Source organism: Bradyrhizobium sp. B120 (assembly GCF_049075665.1).
Taxonomy (GTDB): Bacteria; Pseudomonadota; Alphaproteobacteria; order Rhizobiales; family Xanthobacteraceae; genus Bradyrhizobium.
Genome location: NZ_CP185242.1, coordinates 2,361,651 through 2,379,852, shown reverse-complemented (window position 1 = coordinate 2,379,852; position 18,202 = coordinate 2,361,651). Strand labels below are relative to the sequence as shown.

10 protein-coding genes and 3 pseudogenes are annotated in these 18,202 nt (G+C 60.8%); 5 read left to right on the top strand and 8 right to left on the bottom strand.

The genetic code is table 11. The features are described 5' to 3' along the window. Window positions 1-622: 622 nt before the first annotated feature. The 3 genes from tnpA to tnpC are packed head-to-tail and all read left to right on the top strand — an operon-like array spanning window position 623 to window position 3,054. Window positions 623-1,096 carry an IS66-like element accessory protein TnpA gene (gene tnpA, locus ACOIX3_RS11015; RefSeq protein ID WP_253576817.1) on the top strand — a complete coding sequence of 158 codons (474 nt, stop codon included), beginning with the start codon at window positions 623-625 and terminating at the stop codon, window positions 1,094-1,096. Next, the gene (gene tnpB / locus ACOIX3_RS11010; RefSeq protein ID WP_229179435.1) at window positions 1,077-1,430 is read left to right on the top strand and encodes an IS66 family insertion sequence element accessory protein TnpB; all 354 of its coding nucleotides are present in this window, start codon (window positions 1,077-1,079) and stop codon (window positions 1,428-1,430) included. Before tnpA ends, tnpB begins: the two co-directional genes overlap by 20 nt. Window positions 1,431-1,482: 52 nt before the next feature. Continuing rightward, window positions 1,483-3,054, top strand: coding sequence for an IS66 family transposase (gene tnpC / locus ACOIX3_RS11005; RefSeq protein ID WP_420965445.1), 1,572 nt, complete (start codon window positions 1,483-1,485; stop codon window positions 3,052-3,054). Window positions 3,055-3,088: 34 nt separating this feature from the next. Here the strand turns inward: tnpC and ACOIX3_RS11000 are convergent, their stop codons facing one another. Together ACOIX3_RS11000 and ACOIX3_RS10995 are read right to left on the bottom strand one after the other, a co-directional pair. Then, window positions 3,089-3,292 (bottom strand): hypothetical protein, encoded by a 204-nt coding sequence (locus ACOIX3_RS11000; RefSeq protein ID WP_420969797.1) that lies wholly within the window; start codon window positions 3,290-3,292, stop codon window positions 3,089-3,091. Window positions 3,293-3,898: 606 nt separating this feature from the next. Then, window positions 3,899-4,411, bottom strand: a complete 513-nt coding sequence (locus tag ACOIX3_RS10995; RefSeq protein WP_420969796.1) for a hypothetical protein — start codon at window positions 4,409-4,411, stop codon at window positions 3,899-3,901. A gap of 565 nt (window positions 4,412-4,976) precedes the next feature. Here ACOIX3_RS10995 and ACOIX3_RS10990 point away from each other — a divergent pair. Next, window positions 4,977-5,516 (top strand): hypothetical protein, encoded by a 540-nt coding sequence (locus ACOIX3_RS10990; RefSeq protein ID WP_420969795.1) that lies wholly within the window; start codon window positions 4,977-4,979, stop codon window positions 5,514-5,516. A gap of 1,513 nt (window positions 5,517-7,029) precedes the next feature. Then, window positions 7,030-7,366, top strand: a pseudogene (locus ACOIX3_RS10985) (transposase); the annotation flags it as partial. A gap of 1,476 nt (window positions 7,367-8,842) precedes the next feature. Here ACOIX3_RS10985 and ACOIX3_RS10980 read toward each other — a convergent pair. The 6 genes and pseudogenes from ACOIX3_RS10980 to ACOIX3_RS10955 form a co-directional block, all read right to left on the bottom strand. Then, window positions 8,843-9,244 (bottom strand): annotated as a pseudogene (locus tag ACOIX3_RS10980) (hypothetical protein); the annotation flags it as partial. Between the two features lie 114 nt (window positions 9,245-9,358). Continuing rightward, window positions 9,359-10,897 carry a S10 family peptidase gene (locus ACOIX3_RS10975; protein ID WP_420969794.1) on the bottom strand — a complete coding sequence of 513 codons (1,539 nt, stop codon included), beginning with the start codon at window positions 10,895-10,897 and terminating at the stop codon, window positions 9,359-9,361. 109 nt (window positions 10,898-11,006) lie between these two features. Beyond that, window positions 11,007-11,240 (bottom strand): annotated as a pseudogene (locus ACOIX3_RS10970) (IS21 family transposase); the annotation flags it as partial. 90 nt (window positions 11,241-11,330) lie between these two features. Then, window positions 11,331-11,654: a hypothetical protein gene (locus ACOIX3_RS10965; protein ID WP_420969793.1), complete on the bottom strand. Its 324-nt coding sequence runs from the start codon at window positions 11,652-11,654 to the stop codon at window positions 11,331-11,333. A 1,907-nt stretch (window positions 11,655-13,561) separates the two neighbouring features. Continuing rightward, window positions 13,562-15,679, bottom strand: coding sequence for a prolyl oligopeptidase family serine peptidase (locus ACOIX3_RS10960; protein ID WP_420969792.1), 2,118 nt, complete (start codon window positions 15,677-15,679; stop codon window positions 13,562-13,564). Between the two features lie 1,011 nt (window positions 15,680-16,690). Continuing rightward, entirely contained in the window at window positions 16,691-18,190 is a 1,500-nt protein-coding gene (locus ACOIX3_RS10955) for a CoA-acylating methylmalonate-semialdehyde dehydrogenase (RefSeq protein ID WP_420969790.1), read from the bottom strand. Window positions 18,191-18,202: the final 12 nt, after the last annotated feature.

Below are 18,202 nucleotides of genomic sequence, written 5' to 3'. Positions count from 1 at the left end.
GGCGAATTCGGATGAACCACTGCCTCAAGACTGCCGTAGGTGTCTGAGCGAGCCCTGGCAGAGGGCGCTGGCGCAAAGTGAGCATTGTCATCCAACTCTGCCGCATCCGGATCAAGCAGTGCCTCAAACCCACGATAGAGATCCTGAGCCCTGGCAGTTGATGGTGATGCCGGTTCTTGCATCTGCCGCGCAAGCTCCTCGTTCAACCACGCCAAAGCATCATCGTCCGAGGAGGCTGACACCGGAGAAAGCCCCTTCGGCGAGCCGAGCTGTCGAGCACCCTGGTGATGACCCGGTACTGGCCCGGCAAACGGCGGCGGAAAGTCAGGCGCCGGGCTCCAAGCATTGTCACGCAACTCAAATGATGCGGGCGAATTCGGATTAACCGGTGCCTCAAGACCGCCGTAGGTGTCTGAGCGAGCCCTGGCAGGGTGCGTTGGCGCTGCTTCCAAGGGCGGTCAGGCAGGTTCCTGCCATCCAGCTTGGACTATGTCCCGCGCCTGCTCAGGGAGAACCTCGGGCCACGATGGGCCGTCTTCCGTAAGCGCGAATTTCTCGGCACCTTTTGCTTTTGAATGCTCTGATGCATGAGGTGTCCACCAAAATAGGTGGACACCTTGTGATGGCAGCGGATGATCAGAAACTGCGGGTCAGGCTTGTTGGCCGGAACGGTCGCCGGCGCTACGAGGCGGCATCGAAAGAGCGTCTTGTCACGGCCTGCCTTGAGCCTGGGGTTTCGGTATCGAGGCTTGCACTCGAACATGGGGTCAACGCGAACCTCCTTCGGAAGTGGATCAAGAAGCACACCGCGACCAGGTCGCTGCCGCCGTCCTCACGCCCGGCGTTCATCCCGGTTCAGCTTGAGGGGTCCGCCGATCGAGCCCAGTCGCGGCAAGACAGCGTGGCGACGGTGGATTTGCCGGCGACTTGCGATGAGGTGCGTGGTTCGGAACCCAAAGGGACTCCAGCTTTTTGTTCTCCGGCCAAAGTGAGCGTGTCGCTGCCGAACGGCGTGAAGCTCGCGCTGGAATGCGGCGATGTGGATGCATTGACGGCGATCATCGGAGCACTGGGCCATGTTCAGACTGGGCGGTGACCTGCAGGTCTATCTGCACCGTGAGCCGATCGACTTCCGGGCTGGCATCAACAGCCTTGCGGTCCTGGTCCAGGAGACGATGGCGCTCGATCCATTCACTCCGGCGGTTTTTGCGTTCTGCAATCGCCGTTGCGACCGGATGAAGTTGCTGTTCTTCGACCGGTCCGGCTTTGTGCTGGTCCTGAAGCGGCTGACCGAAGACAAGTTCCGATGGCCGCGCCGCCAGGAGGCGGTCGTCCGGCTTACGACCGAGCAATTGCACTGGATCCTTGACGGCATCGATATCGACGCGATGGTCCGCCATCCGGTGCGGCAATATCAGGTTGCCGGCTGAGCTCTCGAGTTGAGCGGTTGACGCGTCGGCACGGTTCAGATTCAAGAATCCGATGAATCGAACCGGCGATCCGAGTGTTGAAGTGCTGTTGGCGCGCATTGCCGCGCTGCAGGCGGAGAACCTTCAGCTCGCCGACCGCGTCGTCAAACTCGAGGAAGAACTGGCGCTGGCACGCCTGCATCGTTTTGCGCCACGCAGCGAAAAGCACGTCGATCGTCTCTTCAATGAAGCCGAGCAGGCCGCCGATGAGGATGACGCCGGCAGTGAAACGAACAATATCGCCGAACTTCCGGACACGGGCTTGCCACCCGTCGAAAACACAACGGGAAAGAAGCGCGGCCGCAGGCCGCTGCCGGCGAACCTGCCGCGTGAGCGCGTCGAGTATGACCTGCCCGACGATCAGAAGGCGTGTCCTTGCTGCCGTGGCCAGATGCATCGCATGGGCGAGGCTGTCACCGAGCAACTTCATATCGAGGTGAAGGCGAAGGTTTTACAGAACGTACGCTTCAAATATGGGTGCCGCCATTGCGATCGCACCGGGATCAACGCCCCTGTCGTGACCGCGCCGATGCCGACGCAGCCGCTGCCGGGCAGCGTTGCCACGGCCTCAACGCTGGCGTTCGCGCTTGTTCATAAATATGTCGATGGCACGCCGCTCTACCGCCTGGCGCAGGCCTTCGAACGCGCCGGCGTTCCGGTCAGCCGCGGCGCTTTGGGTCGCTGGGTGATCGGCTCGAGCGAGAAACATCTCTCCCGCATCTATGACGCCCTGAAGCTGCGGCTCAGATCGCAGCCTCTCATCCATGGCGACGAGACGACGGTTCAGGTCCTCAAGGAGAAGGACAAAAAGGCCACCAGCACATCGTATATGTGGGCTTATCGCAGCGGCAAGGGCAGTCACGAGCCCATCGTTCTTCTGGATTATCAGCCGGGCCGCGGCCAAATCCACCCGCAGGCCTTCCTCGGCGATTACCGCGGCATCGTGATGAGTGACGGCTATACCGCATGGCGCACGCTGGAACGGGCCACCCACATCGGCTGCATGGCCCACTCCCGGCGGCGCTTTGTCGATGCCCTCAGGGCGAGGAAGAAGGGCGGCGGTCCGCCCGAGCAGGCGCTGCGGTTCTTCGACCAGCTCTACCGGGTTGAAAGGCAGGCGCGGGACGGAATACCGGAGAAGGGTGAAACACAGGCCGACTGCATTCGCCGCTTCCGCCAGCAACATAGTGTCCCCATCCTCAATGCTCTCAAGGTATGGCTCGATGACATGGCCCCGAAGGTCTTGCCTGACAGCAAACTCGGCGACGCCGTATCCTACACCCGAAACCAATGGGAATATCTGACGCGCTACACCGGGGACGGCAGCATGCCGATCGACAACAATCTTCTGGAGCGCGACATCAGGGTTTTTGCAACTGGCAGGAAGAGTTGGTTGTTCAGCGATACCGTGGACGGAGCCAAGGCCAGTGCCGTCGTCTACAGCCTGATGCTGACCTGCCGCGCCTCACGTGTCGAGCCGTTAGCGTGGTTGCGCCACGTCCTCACCGAATTGCCTCGGCGCGCCGGCGACGCCGATATTGCCGACCTGCTGCCCTTCAACTTCCACAAAGCCGCCACTGCCTGAACGGCCCGGTATCGCCCGATACTAGGGCAATCCATCAAACCGCCGGCGTCAACGTGCGGGGAAAATCGCGCTTACCGTCTTCCACCATTAAGCGCAGATCCTGATCGTAACCTTCCGGGAGGACCAATGGCCGACTGACAGCTCGCTGCGGCGCGCTGTGCTGGGCAGCGGCGTCCCCGACGTACGTCGCGACCGCATGCGGCGCCGTGGCATCTTCGTAGCCGCGCCGCAGCAGCATCGGCTGCGTCTCCCATGACGACGCACCCTGTTGATGGGTAGGCGCCGGTGTCGGCGGGCGACCGCCTGAATTGGTAATCTCGCTCAGCTGCCGCTCGCTGGCAACGCCTTGCGGATTGTTTAGGGTCCTCTGCCTCTTCGCTGGCCTCAACTCAGCTGTGTCATGCTCATCGTTGATGAGGACCTCCTCGCTTGGCAGGAGGTTGCTCCTGGCAAGCGCAGCCATCGGCCCGTCCGGGGACTGCTGGCGGTCGGACTCTCCGGGATCCGTGCCTGGTTATGGCGCGCGGCTGGATCGAGAGATGACGACGGGCCGGGTTCGTCCATCAGCCCCAAAAGCAAATCCTGATCGCGGCCTTCCGCGGGAAGCCCCTCTGGCCGACTGCCAGTTTCCTGCGACGCCCAGTGCTGCGCAGCGGCGGCGTCAACGCGCCTCGGATCCATCAGTACCGCGTCTTCGGGATTGATGAGGGCCACGTTCTGGGGGTGAGGATTCAGCTTAGCGAGTTGTGAGATCGGCACGGCGCCCGTCGACCGCAGGGTCCGGAGATAGTCGATTGCCTGAAGGAGTGTCTTTGGATTACGCTGTCCGGTGAACTCGAGCACCTCACCGCCATCGGTCAGCGACTGGTTGTCGAGCCGAGCACGAATGCTCGGTTTTTTTCTGCGAAAAGCCAACGGCTAAAGCTACGAAGAGAACCTCGGTACAGCTCGGTAGGGATTTGCTGAACCCGCCCTTGATGAGGGCCCTCTCAAGCCCCGAAATAAGGGGAGCATCCTCGGAATAAAGAGGCTGCTTCCTCTGCCCTATCAAAATCCCAGTTGACTGAGCCGGCTGCGGCGCCGAGGACGACGGGCGGGGTTCGTCCATCAGCCCCAAAAGCAAATCCTGATCGTAGCCTTCCGCAGCAAGCTCCTCTGGCCCACGGCCAGCTTTCTGCGACGCACTGTGCTGCGCAGCGGCGTCGCCGACCTGCCTCGACTCCATCAGGGCCGCGCCTTCGGGATCAATATGGCGCTCGAGCTCCATCACCCCAGCGCCGGCCGACGATTTTCGGAGACGAGCCAGTGCGGCAACAATCAACCGGTTACGCTCGACGAGCGCTATCACCTGTTCCAAAGAATGCTGTGCAGGCTAGGACTGCCCCGAGCTGGCGCCGCACCTTCCAAATGATGGTCCATTTGGAGTCGCGGGAATCGGCGAGCCAACGGTTTTTCCCGGGGAAATTCGAGGAACTGGATATAAATTCTGGTCAGTAAATCCCTACAGATTGATTCGACGCGGCTTCGACTCCTGAGCGGTCACTTCTTTGCCTTCCGTTTGCGGCGTGCCTTGGATCGGCGAGCTTTGCTTTCTGCCCAATTCTTCGTTTCCTCGAGCGGTTCGGCTTCATCCGAACGAGAGAGCTCATCAGCTTATCGGTCCTTCAAGCGATTCTGACATGTCGAAACCTGCTGGAAAATGCGTGTTCTGCGGGGGCCTTGGCCTGTCGAAAGGGCATGTGTGGTCAGATTGGATTGACAAGATACTTCCAAGAACTGCTCCTCACCATGAGCAAGAGACCGGCAAGTTCAACACCTTTGAGCCCTCCGTTCCGGGTCCTGCGCACAGCATCAGAGTAGCCCAAGGGCACGCAAGAACACGCAAGCCACGCAACACCTGCTTGGACTGCAACAGGGGCTGGATGAGCGTCATAGAGGGTCGGGCGCGGGCACCTGGCGCGCGGCTGATCCTGGGAACTGCGCAGCTACTCGACCTGAACAGCCAAGATGCAATCGCAGGCTTACTCACACTGATAGCCATGAGGTTGGAGTTCCTTGGCGACATGCGAGCTATCCCGGATCAGGAAAGGAATCTGCTGAGGCAACGTCACGTGCCAAGTGACGATTGGAAAATCTGGATTGCGGAGTTTAATGGAGACGATGGAGACCAGCATTGGTCACGGACCTACGCCGCCCAGCTAGACTCAAAACCAACGGATAAAGTCGGACCCGAATACTGCAATGTGCGCGTGACGACGCTCGTCATCGGCAGGCTTTGCGCGCACCTGTTTTACTCCCCCGTCATCGACTTTCAGGGATATGAGGGCGTCGAACTCACACAAATCTGGCCCCGACAGAATAAGTTCATCGACACGTCCTACCTGCCTCTCCGCACGGGAAACGAAGCTCTGTATCTGCACGAGGCATTCGCCAGAGAATCCCGCCCAATGCCAAAAGCATAGGGCGGTACCTCTGCAATTAATCGGGGCCGGCCTGTCGAGGATCGTGCTACAGATACGCGATTTCTCTGCATTGAACCCCGGATACGTGCTGGCCTACCCTGAGAGCTCGTAAGAACGAGTCGCCGAACTCTACTGCGAGGTTTGACCACACTTCTCCAAGCATCGCTTGAGCCAGGATCCCAGGTCAGCCGAACGACGAAGATGCGCCTTGCGCAAAACCTCAACAAGATCCTCGGACATTTCGCAATCGCGCACGGGGCTCTCTCAAAATCGCACTATGAAAAGGGATGTTGAACAAACGGATCGACCACAATCTACTTCGGCTGGCTTCGAATAGATCCCCGCTCACCCGCGCCATTTCCGAACTGCTCGATAGCAAACGGAAATCGCGTCAGGGCGGAGCATCTGCGCGACTACGGCCACATGATGTGCTTGCGCCTCATTCCTCAATTCGATCAGAAGCCAACTTCGTATCATCTTTGGGCAGCCCGATATCGGTTCTCAAGCTGTTGCGTAAGGGAAATCCTTCGATCCGTCTGCATTTGTTCATGATGGCACGGCGTAGCCAAGACAGGAAAGTTGCGGCGAGCCGCCAAGGGCGCCATTTCGCCGATTCCGAGAAGTAGGCGTCACTACTTACGACGTCTGTCCGCGGACCAAATTGCCTTGCCAAATCGCAATTCCTTGATTTCAAATCTGTCGTTCGGACTAAAATTCCTCCAAACGCGCCGCTCTGTAGAATGGGCCTGTCACGATGACTGTTTGGAAAGAACAGGGACTCGGTGTCGACGATGATCATCACTGATCGAGATACGCACCGAGTTCGTGGCCGCGACGCGGGTATTGGCCGACAATCCGTGCGTTGAGCTGGTTGATCCAGTTATTATTCGAAATCACGTGCACTATTCCTGCAGTTTCTTGGAAACGGCGCATTTTTTTGGCCTGTCACTTAGTGGTAACGCTGGCTCGCGGAAACGAAATCGTCCGCGAACGCTTGGGGTCTTGGCTTTTCGTATTTTGTAGGCGTGCCAGGGTGGTCTTGCTGCACACGGCACCGCCGATGGCTAGGGTATACTCAGAGCGCGATCCGTTTCGAACTGCAAAACATTTTTAGAGGTGATCGTTTGAATGCGTGGACTCCTAATTTTCTTTGTAACTATTGTTCTTGTGTTAGCAGCACGCGGCCAGCACCAATCTAACTTTGTGCCGCGTCCGACCGCGCCCGTGCCGCCGGTGAACGTGCCATAGCGAAGATTCAGTCCAGCGCCAGCTTGTGCTACGGATTTTTTCAAATTCGCGGCAGCTGCCGCCGTTTCCGTTTTCGCCAGGCTTTGGTGCGGTCACGCGCTCGCCGTGCCGCCGAAATCGAAATCGCCAGGCCCTCGTCCAGCCGGCCGAGCATAGCGGAATTAGTATGTGGCATGCCGGAGCATGCTCTGCGCGAGGACTCCAGGCCGGGAGAAGACCGTTGCTTGGTCATTCACCTGCGCTGCGTCGCGGTTGCTATGCGCCGCTTGCGATCCAGACCGGCATCGGTCCGGTCGAAGTCGCGCGGGCGAAGATTCGCGACGCGGGGCATCCGGCGATGGCGAGCGGATCCGGTTCAGCTCGGCGATCCTGCCGCTGTGGGCACGGCGGACCAGAAGCCTGGATGCGCTGTTGCCGATTCTGTACCTGCGCGGCACTCGACCGGCGATTTCCAGGAGGCGCTGACGGCCTTGCTGGCCAAGGACGCACCCAACCTGTCGCCCGCGGTGATTTCCCGGCTGACGGCCGAGTGGCAAGGCGAGTACGAACGCTGGCAGAGACGCGATCTGTCCGCGCGACTATGCGTGTACGTGCGGGCCGACGTTGGGCGTCCACGGTGATGGCCGACCAGCTTGGCGTGTTGCCGCATATCGTGGCGGCCGATCCTAAACCATGTCAGCGGCCACCGGGCTGGCGTTGCTGGTATATAACCGCGCTCGGTACGCCGCCGAGATGCGCGAGGCGCTCGAACGCTGGGCAGAACACGCTACGGCGTTGCCAACCCATGTTGACACTGTGATAGCAGGCGCCGGCCTCTCTCATCTCGGTGTCTCCCACGGGCTGTCGGGGTCCACCCTTAGTTCAAGGAGCTAGCCTTGTTGTTGCGCGTTCTCGGCATGGTCAGTTGACGATTAGTCCGTCAGGTTCGCGTTGGCTCCCGGGAATGGAATAGTTCGTCGATGGACCGTTTCGGGTCCTTGATCCGGGAGGGATCCTTGCGATCGTTCTTCTGTGCCTCGAGCTTCTGCAGGAAACGGAAACGGGGCGATCGGGTCGCGTGCCCCGATCGGCCGTGCTTGGTCATGCCGAAACCCTTTTGACCACCATGCGTCATTTGATCACCAACGAATGCTGCGCGCCTAATCTCTCGCGGGAAACCGGCAACGGAGCCAAGCTTTCTGCGGTTCACCGAAACCACGATCAAGTGAGCAAAGAATAGCCCTGATCGTCAAAAGGCGCGAGATGGAGACGTTCAGTTTGCAAGAACAGAATGCTGCAGCGCGGCGCGTCTGCTACCCAACATGCCGGAGCCCCTGAGCCGCTGTGAGGCGTCCGGGATTCGAGTCAGGGGTCCGCTACATCGCGAAACCCACCATGTCGCAGGCCCTTTTCCTATTGAAGAGCAGCCTAACTCGCAACGTTTGTTCCCGATAGTCCGCCAAAAGCCGCCGTTCGTGCGCTATTTGTCGCCAGCTCGAAAGGTCCCAACATAGGTTCAAATCCTGGACGCTGGCGCTCCCACAGACTTCCTCCGCTCGCAATTTCCGTGAAATAGGTATTCGGCAGTTCGAGAAGTGCACGAGGGCGTTTCGGGCGGGCGGGGACCGCCGGTATGCTTCGGACCCCGCAGGAGCAAGCTAGTGCAGAGCTTCCCAACTAAGACCTAGCGGGGAACGACTACGGTGGAAACACCGACGCCTTCGCAAGCGCAGAGCTTTAACTCAAACACCTGGGCGTTGTATGCCGCACGCGAGGCCAAACATACCCGGACGGTAAATTCCTGACAGTTGCTATCTCATCCACGAATGATCGGCATGATGTGGCGGAGCTTTTGACTATGAAGCGCCCTTCAGCGTCGCGCGCTTGAATGTCGCGGAAATCTTGAGTTTCGCGGCAAAGTCGGCGGCGCTGGATATTCAGCAAAAACTCTGTCGCAAGAATCGGATGGTGCCGAGCGACCATCCGGCCGTCAAATCTCGCAACGTCGTTGCACGATGCGTTATCGGTGTGAAGAGTTAGCTTCAGACCCCAACTACCGATCAATATGCTCCGGCAGGAGTGTCGTTACGATCTGCCCCGGTCTTGTGCAGCCAGCAGCGCTGCTCGCGCGTTTTCGGCCAGACCTCACCGGCGGCCTTCCAGAACCCGAGCGCGCCATCGGCGGTGGCGAGCCGCGGCGGCATGCCGAGCCCGCGCCGCTTCAGATCGCGACCGCGCACACGCGGCTAACGGACGGCGACCGGACCGATACCGGTCATCACCTCGCGCTCCGACAGGTGACCGTAGCGCACGACGCGCTGGTGGCCCTACGCGATCTTCAAATCGGCATGCTTGCCGAGAAAGTCTGCGACCTCGGCCTCGACCGCCTGGGCCAACAGAGCACGCGCCCCATCACGCAAGATTTCGGTGAGGATGATGTTATCTTTGGACGTGGCATATCGCTTCTTCGGTGGAGGATTGGAGGCGTCAAGCACCCCCACGATATGCCGCCTTGCCGATTCCCGCCGTCACCAACTTCAGCGATAGCTCGCGCTTTCATCGTCGATCGACGACGGCTTCCAATTTTTGAGATAGGTTCTAGTTCGCCGTTCGCGTTAATTCATCATCGCTTCGACCTCTGCACGAAAAGCTTGGCGCGAGGTATCGCGAGAATAAAACATGTGGCCGCCCGGAAAGACTACGAGTTTGACACGCGGTGCTGAGGCAAATGGCGGCAATTGGTCGAGCACGATCTGTGATCCGAGATAAGGCGTGACGAGGTCAAACAGGCCGTGCCCGACTAGCAATTTCATCTTCGGGTCCGTTGCGAGAATCTGGCGCAGCTCCGACAGCGACTCCGGAGGCTCGCGGCCGAAATCCCATGCCTGCTCGACCGTGCCGTTGACTAGCTCATAGGAGCCGTCCGGCCGCCAGTTTAGCTTGCGCGTAAGGAGATCGACAGTGGCGCTGGTCAGAGGTGCCAGCAGCGTGTCGCTCGAGGGATCGCCGGAAAGATGGAAATCCGAGTCCGGATACGGATCGAGGCCACGCACCGAGGCGTCGTAATTACCGATTAACTTGCCGCTCTTACGATCGAACTCACGGCGAAACTCGGCAAGGTCGATGCGGCCCGCGAGCCTGCGACTCACCGCCTGGTCGATGCCGGTCAGCGCCGCGGTCTTGTCGGCCAGACGCGTGGTCGCTTCCTTGTCTGCCTGGCCTTTGATGAGGTCGACTAGAAACTCGCCGCGTGCATAAGCTTCCACGTCAGCGAGATCGGATCGCTTTACGGAACTCTTGGCTTCACGCAGCGCCGCGACATAGCTTGGCAGCCTTGCAACGTATTGCAGGAGGCTCGTGCCACCGTGCTGGCTGTAGTCGAACAGCGGCGAGACCATGATCAGGCCCTTGACGCCTATGCCCTGCCGCATCTGCAACTGGTGGACAAGCTTTGGTCCACGAATGCCGCCATAGCTTTCACCCGCGATGTATTTCGGCGACAATAGCCGGTCATGCTTTTCGAGCCAGCGGCGGACCACCAGCGCGAGCGCGTTGACGTCGCCCTCAACGGAATAGAGCCGCTTGCGCACATCATCGCCGGTCCCCACGAAACGGCTATAGCCGGTGCCTACGGGGTCGAGAAACACCAAATCGGTGAAATCGAGCCAAGTCTCCGCGTTTGGCCTCACCTCCGGGAAAGTGGATGGCGTGACCTCGTCAGCATTGATCGGCAGCCGCCACGGTCCGGCATTGCCGAGTTGCAGCCAGGCCGATGATGAACCCGGTCCGCCGTTGAAGAAGAACGATACCGGGCGCGTGCCGCGATCGGTGCCGTCAAGCTGATAGGAGGTATAGACGATGTCGGCCTCCGGCTCGCCCTTCTCGTCGAACAGGCGGATGGAGCCGGCCGTCGCGATGAAAGAGAGCGTCCGCCCAGGGAGATCAAGCGTTTGCCTGGTGCTGGAGTCCGGCGGCAGCTGATGCTGCTCGGCCGCCGACGGCGTACTCGGCGCTTGGCCGGCGCCGCCCTTCTGGTCGGCCGGCGTCGTGGCCTGGGCGCGCGGCGGCGGATCGTCGGCCCGCGCGCTTCCCATCACCGCACAGGTAAACAGGATCAGCGCAAGAGAGGCGCGGCGCATTGCGGTCAACTGCATCAAGTTTCTCCTGTCCCCGGCGCGTTGGTGCGCGAGGCGTGCCTGTTAAAACGGCTCTACTCACTAGCTCATGCTGGGGAACAACAAACCTACTGGATCCAGTAGTCGTCACCATCGCCGGGTGCCGATCATATGCCCCACCATCGCGACAATCGCCCTGGTTGGCGGCATTGCGCCGCACAGCGCGGCTGAAGAGATCGCCGTATTCCTCGGAGGTGCGGATCAACGGATGATGCTGGATGAGCTGCGATGTCGGTGGTGGCGTCGTTTCAATCTACGCGAATGCCTGTTCAAACAACCGCTCGAAGTTCGCACGCAGGTGCTTGTAACGGTAGATGCGATCGTGGTCGAGTAGCTCGGCCATTCGGCTTTGCCCTCACATATCCGGGCGGGCGGATTTCCCGCACCCGGCTCTTCCCGAGCGTAACCCGCGTCATATCCGCGCCTGCGCCCATGTGCGAGTGATGCGTGGAGTTGGCAGGCGGAAGCGTGCCGTCAGGGTCTCCGGCCAGCCCATGCGCCGACTTTTCTGGCTACGCCGTCTCAGACAACGCAGCCAAGTCCGACGCACTTCGCGGTAGAAGCCGTTGAGCGCTGGATAATTGTGCGGCCTGCCATAATAGCCATAGTGCCCGCGCAGAACGGCGGCGAACCACTCGTGCTGCATGGCCAGTGGCGCGTGCATGAGCCGCCAGGCCTCCTGGCGCAACGCCATCAGCTCGCGCGTCAGGCGTTTCCCTTCCGTCTCGTGCTTCACGATGAACCGGCCATCTCGGGTCCGCCCGCAGTAGCGGGTAAAGCCGAGGAAGGCGAAGGTCTCTGGCTGCGGCTCGCCCCGCCGCTGACGCGCGAGGCCACGAACCGGCCAACTCGATCAGCCGCGTCTTGTCCTCATGGAGCATCAGGCCGAAGCCGGCCAACCGCGTCTTGAGGGCCAAGAGCATTTCCTGCGCATCTGCCTTGCTCTCGAAGCCCATGACGAAGTCGTCCGCAATAGCGCACGATCACGATGCGACCGCGTGCGCGGTAACGACACCATTGATGGGTCCAGGAATCGAGGATGTAGTGCAGGAGGATTTTGGCAAGGAGCGGGCTGATGCCCGCCCTTGCGGCGTTTCCCTGTCCGTCTCTTGCTTCTCGCCGCTCTTAAGCACGCCAGCCCGCAACCACAGCCCAATGAGCCGCAAGATACGAGGATCGGCGATCCTGTGCGCCAGCATCCGCAACAGCCACTCGTGGTCGACCGAGTCGAAGAGCTGCCTATGTCGGCATCGAGCACCCAGTTCACATGCTGCCTCGTGATCGCCGTATGCAGGGCATCAAGCGCCATGTGAGGATTCCGCCCCGGCCGGACGCCGTAGGAGAACCCGAGGAAGTCGGCCTCGTAGACGGCGCCTAGCACCTCGGCCACCGCGCTTTGGACAATCTTGTCCTCTAGCGCCGGCACACCGAAAGGCCGCTTACCGCCATCGGCTTTGAGGATGTAGACGCGCCGCACCGGCTGTGGCCGGTAGCGACCGGTGCGGACTCGTCCGCAGAGGTCCCGGAGGTTATCCGTCAACTCCTCTTCGTACTTCGCCACCGTCACCCCATCGCCCTCCGCGATGGCCCGCCGCTTTTGTCGTCGAAACGCGCGAAGAAGAGGTCTTCGTCGACGTGGTGCAGCAGGGCTGTGAACCGGGTTTGGGCAACTTGCTTGCCGCGTTCACCCGCTTGGGGTTCGGCGGCAAGGTAACCCGGCTCTGTGTCCGGACCCTGGCCTCCTCGCGCAGGCCCCCCTCGGGCTGGTCCCTTCCCTTCATGCGTCTCGTTACCTTCGACGACTTCACACGTAGTATGGACCAGTCCGACTCCCGACCTCAGCTCGGACAACAGCTCTGGCAGTGCCTTGCCGCTGTCCCCCCGCTGGAGACCAATCCAGCCCGGTCGAGCCTCTCATGTTCCGATGATTACCTTCCATGCGTGATGCGGCCATCGACCCCGACGGAGCGTCATCGTCTCGCATTTCGACGATGCTCATGGAGCCTTCGTGCTTAGGGAACACACTCGGCCTCCGCGAACATCCACCTTTCGAGGCTCATTCCCGCACCCCGCACGACTCCTGTCTACACTTCGGACCCCACCGTTGCCGCGACGCCCGCAAGACTCGGTCCCGGCTTGCCCGCTACGGCTTTGGCCAGATGGCACTTGCACCCACAAGCAATCATCAGCTTGGCATGACGTACTCCCTCGGCGTGGTGAAGCTTGCGGCGGGTTACCGCGTTCACCGGCCAAGACCGGGCAGATCAGCTGGCGATCACCGGAAGGCTGGATGATACGGCATCATCACGGCCAAACTTGACGCACCAATCAGCGGATCCGATACCTGTAGGTCGTGAAGATTGACTTCGGCCACATCCCGCTGCTTCATCTCGTCTCCTTCGTGTGCGGCGAACGGGCGCCTGGCTCAGACAATCCAGCGCGCCATGATCGCGTTGTTGGGGTTGCCGCCTCGAAATTGGCGGCTGCGCAATCATATTTTCCACGCGAAAACGTTAGAAATGGAAAGGCTGCCCCCAATGCCGCAGGATACCGCGGGGCTCAGAAAGGGCTGGTCAAACCGAGCTTCTTTGCAATCTCCTACCGCTCAAATCTCATGCAACAATCGCGCAGGAGTTTGTGGGATCACAAGCGCCGGGCCCCGCCTAAAGCCTCGCCGTCAAGCCAGCCGATCTTGCTCTTCAGGAAGCGAAAGCCCAGCACCTCGAAGCCGGCCCGCTCCCTGTTGTCCCGACCGTAACCATGGCCGCCCGCCGCCGGCTCGTAGAAATAGGCCTCGTAGCCCATCGCCTGGAGCTTCGCGGCCATCTTGCGCGCGTGTCCGGGATGAACACGATCGTCGCGCCGCGTAGTAGCGATCAGGATCGGCGGGTATTTTCGGCCGTGCGTGGCGGCATGGTACGCGGAATAGGTTTTGAGCCATTCCCAGTGGTCGACCTTATCCGGGTCCCCATATTCTGCAATCCAGCTTGCGCCTGCCAGAAGCTTGGTGTAGCGGCGCATGTCGATCAGCGGGATCGTACAGAACAACGCGCCAAAGCGTTCCGGATAGCGCGTCAGCATATTGGTGATGAGGATACCGCCGTTAGATCCGCCCTGGGCTGCGATCCGCTTCGGCTCCGTGACGCCACGACGCACGAGATCGGCGGCAACGGCAGCGAAGTCGTCATGCGACAATTTCTTCCCCCCGAGCCGGCCGGCATCGTGCCAGCGCGTGCCGAACTCGCCGCCGCCGCGCAGATTGGCCTGAACCGTGGTGCCACCCCGCTCCAGCCAAAGCTTGCCAAGCGCTGAATTGTAAAACGGCCTCATCGAAATCCCAAAGCCGCCATAGCCGCTCATATGGACCGGCGCATCGCCGCTCTCGCCGGCCGGACCGGTTTGGACATAGGGAATGCGCTCGCCATCGATCGAAATGGCCTCGTGTTGAGTGACCACAAGCCCATCCGGGGTAAAGGTCATCGGCGCCTGCTTGAGCACGGTCGGACTGCCGACGTTTTTCTCGATGAGCATAAGCGAAGCTGGCGTGAGCGGATCTTGGCTGTCGACGAGCAGGTCGCCATTGCTTTCGGATGGATCGCTATCAAGGGGCCAGACGTGGACGACCCCTAAGTCGGGAAGCCCGCGCAGTTGCGCGCGGCTCCAGCCTTCATTGGATGGCGAGCAGGTCTCGAAGAATGGCCGCAGTTCGTTTAGAATGGAAAGCACAAGCTTGCCGGCACTCCAAAACAGCCCCTGCAGCGCGCGGCGTGGGCCTGGTTCGAAAAGAACCTCGAACTGACGGTTGCCTTCAAGGAAAGCGGCCAAAGAGATGACGAGCACCGTATCCGCAGCATAGGTCTGCCCCGCCACAGACCAGGATTCGCGCGTTCTCATGGCAAGCCAGTCGCGATGGGGGTGGATCCGGATGTTGCTTGGCAGATCGATCTTCGTCGTAGCGCCGGATACATCGCCGAGCCAGATGGCAACATTGAAGGTATCCACATGATCGACGAACCACATCCGTGGCGGCACGACGGCCTGTTCGACATTGCAGCCGGCTTCGACATGATCGGGCACGATGTCAAAGATCACTGGCGCTTGATCCGCCTGCGTACCGCGCCGCCATAGCCTCACTGTACGCGCATAGCCGGAGGTCGTCGCCATGCCCTGCCCATAAGAGCTCGAGAGCACCAGCGTATCGGGATCGAGCCATTCAACCGCGCTCTTGGCTTCCGGCAAGATGAAGCCATCGCGGACAAAGGTCTTCGCGTCGTAATCGAACTCACGCAAGGTGGCGGCATCAGCGCCGCCGCGCGATAGGCTCACAATCGTCCTGCTATGATTCCCGGCCAGCGAGACCGTCGCCTTCAGAAGCCAGTCTTGGCCTTCGCTGACCGCGAGCTGATCGACGTCGAGCAGAACCTCCCATGACGGCTTCGGCGTGCGAAATTCTTCCAGAGTGGTTCGTCGCAAGAGGCCGCGTGGATTGTTGGCGTCCTTCCAGAGATTGTAGAGATAGCCGCCGCTGCGGCTGATGTAGGGGATATTGTCCGGTCGATCATAAATCGAGGTCAGCGCGTCGCGATCTCGCTCGAATGCCACACCCCCGAACACCTGCAGCGTCCTGCCATTCTGCCGTTCGACAAATTTCAGCGCCCGCGCGCCCTCGATCTGTTCCAGCCACAGATAAGGATCATCGTCTGGAGCGGAAAGCGTCGGCTTTCCAGCCCGTGACTTTGTCGTCGCGCTTGCTTTGACCACCCTTCACTCCACCGCTGCCATTGACGTGCACTCCCGACACGGCATCGCACCAAAGCTTTTCATATATTGCATCGGTAGTTCCTTGATGTGGCGGCCGTTGATGCTGATTGCCATCTGTCCATCAATTCCATCAATTGCTGAAACTGGTAGTTGACTTGGGCGCGCTCTGACGCATCTGGCGACGACGCACACCCTCAAGGCTTAGACCCCAAACTGCCCGTGGCAACTTCATCTCGATACGAGCTCGGCTTTCCGTGCCTGTGGGACGACTACCGAGCACCTGGGCGACACCACCCGCCCCCAAATGCCCGCGCTCGCAACGTCCATACCTCTGGATCAGGCGAGAACTTGGTTGCTGGGGGCCGAGACCATTCTTGCCGCGCAAAGAGGCGCTTGCGGCACGAGCTACACCGACAGCAGCAACGTTTTGCTTTCATCACCCTCGCCCGGGCGAATCTGGCTAGGATATTTCCGGCGCCACGAAGCACCCCTGAAAAGGCAAGGCTCTGACCGAGCGGATCGTGCTTGTCGGTCGCCGACATCGACGCCGTCATCTCGGTCGCCATGTTCAGCGGTCCGGCTTACTGCTGTCTCTCTCGGTGCTGGTGCTTGACCAATACATTCCGGGCGAATGGTTTCGAACCCAGGGCTCGGCGGTCGCCGAGATCGCCCGCGGAGTGCGTGCCGAGACTTGATCCTCGGCTGCCGCTTCCACGGATGTGGTCCCTGAGAAAGCCGACTTCGCATCCGCTCAACGGCCGATTGACGCGGGCTTAAGGGGTCGAGCCCGGCTCGGCGACGACGCCGGATCGCTCGATCGTTCCAGAATGGATTTGATGTCAGAAATCTCGAGAAAAATCGAGGTCGGGTTGCACTGGGCTTGCACAACTGTCTGCGGCATCATCGAGCATTTCTCTTAAGGCTGCGGCCAGTGGAATGGCCTATAAAAAGCCGAGGCCCGACGGCCCTCGTAGTTTGGGAGAACAGACAAACGCCGGTATCCGGGCGCCGTCACGCCATGGTCGGCATGACAAATTCGGCCCCGGCTCGTATTCCAGTTGGCCAGCGGCTGGTGACCGTCTTCATTCGTGTATTGAAGCGAACACCTTCCGGTCCGTGCATGTGGTGGTCGCCGAAGATCGATGCCTCCCATCCACCAAAGGAGTGAAAGGCCATCGGCACCGGAATCGGAACGTTGATGCCGACCATGCCGACCTTGATCTGATGGGCGAATTCACGCGCGGCATCGCCATCACGGGTGAAGATCGATGTTCCGTTGCCGAATTCGTGCTCATTGATCAGCCGCGCGGCCGTCGCATAATCCGGCGCTCGCACGACCGACAGCACGGGCCCAAAGATCTCCTCCTTGTAGATCTTCATGCTCGGGGTGACGTGATCGAACAGGGTCCCGCCCAGGAAGAAGCCGTTCTCATAGCCCTGCATCCTGAACTTGCGTCCGTCCACGAGCAGCCTTGCGCCGTCAGCGACGCCCGCATCGATGTAGCTGCGAACCTTCTCCAGATGCTGCTTGGTGACAAGAGGACCCATCTCGGCCTCGGGATCGGTACCCGGCCCGACCTTCAGGCCCCGAACCTTCGGCTCCAGGGCGGCGATCAGCTTATCCGCCGTCTTCTCGCCGACCGGTACGGCAACAGAAATCGCCATGCAACGTTCGCCGGCGGAGCCGTAAGCGGCGCCCATCAGCGCATCAACCGCCTGATCCATATCGGCATCGGGCATCACGATCATGTGGTTCTTGGCGCCGCCGAGCGCCTGGCAACGCTTCCCGGTGTTCGCAGCGGTCGAATAGATGTACTGCGCGATGGGCGTGGACCCTACGAAGCTGATCGCCGACACGTCCGGGTGATGCAGCAGTGCGTCAACGGCCTCCTTATCTCCCTGCACCACGTTGAAGACGCCATCCGGCAGGCCGGCTTCCTTCAGCCATTCCGCCATGACCAGCGAGGCGGACGGGTCACGTTCCGACGGCTTCAGGATGAAGGTGTTTCCGCAGGCGAGCGCGACCGGAAACATCCACATCGGGACCATGACCGGAAAATTGAACGGCGTGATTCCGGCGACCACCCCGAGCGGCTGGCGCGTGGAATAGCTGTCGACGCGGGTCCCGACATTCTCGGTGAGCTCGCCCTTGAGCAACTGCGGGGCAGCTGTCGCAAACTCGACCACCTCCATCCCGCGCTGAACTTCCCCGAGGGCGTCGGAATGAACCTTACCGTGCTCCGATACGATCACATCGGCGAGCTGTCCTGCGCGATCTTCAAGGATCCGCAGAAAGCGATTCAACACGCGCGCCCGTCGCAAGGGCGTCGTATCGGCCCAGCCCTGCGCTGCCCGGTTTGCCGCAGCCACGGCGTCCGCCACATCGGTCGCGTTGGCGGCCGCGACAGAACCCGTCTGCTCGCCCGTTGCCGGGTTGAAGACAGGCAACCTTCGCTCCGTACCGCCTGGCACCCGCTTGCCATTGATGAAATGATTTATCTGCGTGACCACGAGCGGTCTCCT

Excerpts from the sequence above, each read along its gene's own strand:
- tnpA (WP_253576817.1), top strand. The coding sequence starts at position 623 with ATGGCAGCGGATGATCAGAAACTGCGGGTCAGGCTTGTTGGCCGGAAC.
- tnpB (WP_229179435.1), top strand. The coding sequence starts at position 1,077 with ATGTTCAGACTGGGCGGTGACCTGCAGGTCTATCTGCACCGTGAGCCG.
- tnpC (WP_420965445.1), top strand. The coding sequence starts at position 1,483 with ATGAATCGAACCGGCGATCCGAGTGTTGAAGTGCTGTTGGCGCGCATT.
- ACOIX3_RS11000 (WP_420969797.1), bottom strand. The coding sequence starts at position 3,292 with ATGCTGCTGCGGCGCGGCTACGAAGATGCCACGGCGCCGCATGCGGTC.
- ACOIX3_RS10990 (WP_420969795.1), top strand. The coding sequence starts at position 4,977 with ATGAGCGTCATAGAGGGTCGGGCGCGGGCACCTGGCGCGCGGCTGATC.
- ACOIX3_RS10975 (WP_420969794.1), bottom strand. The coding sequence starts at position 10,897 with ATGCAGTTGACCGCAATGCGCCGCGCCTCTCTTGCGCTGATCCTGTTT.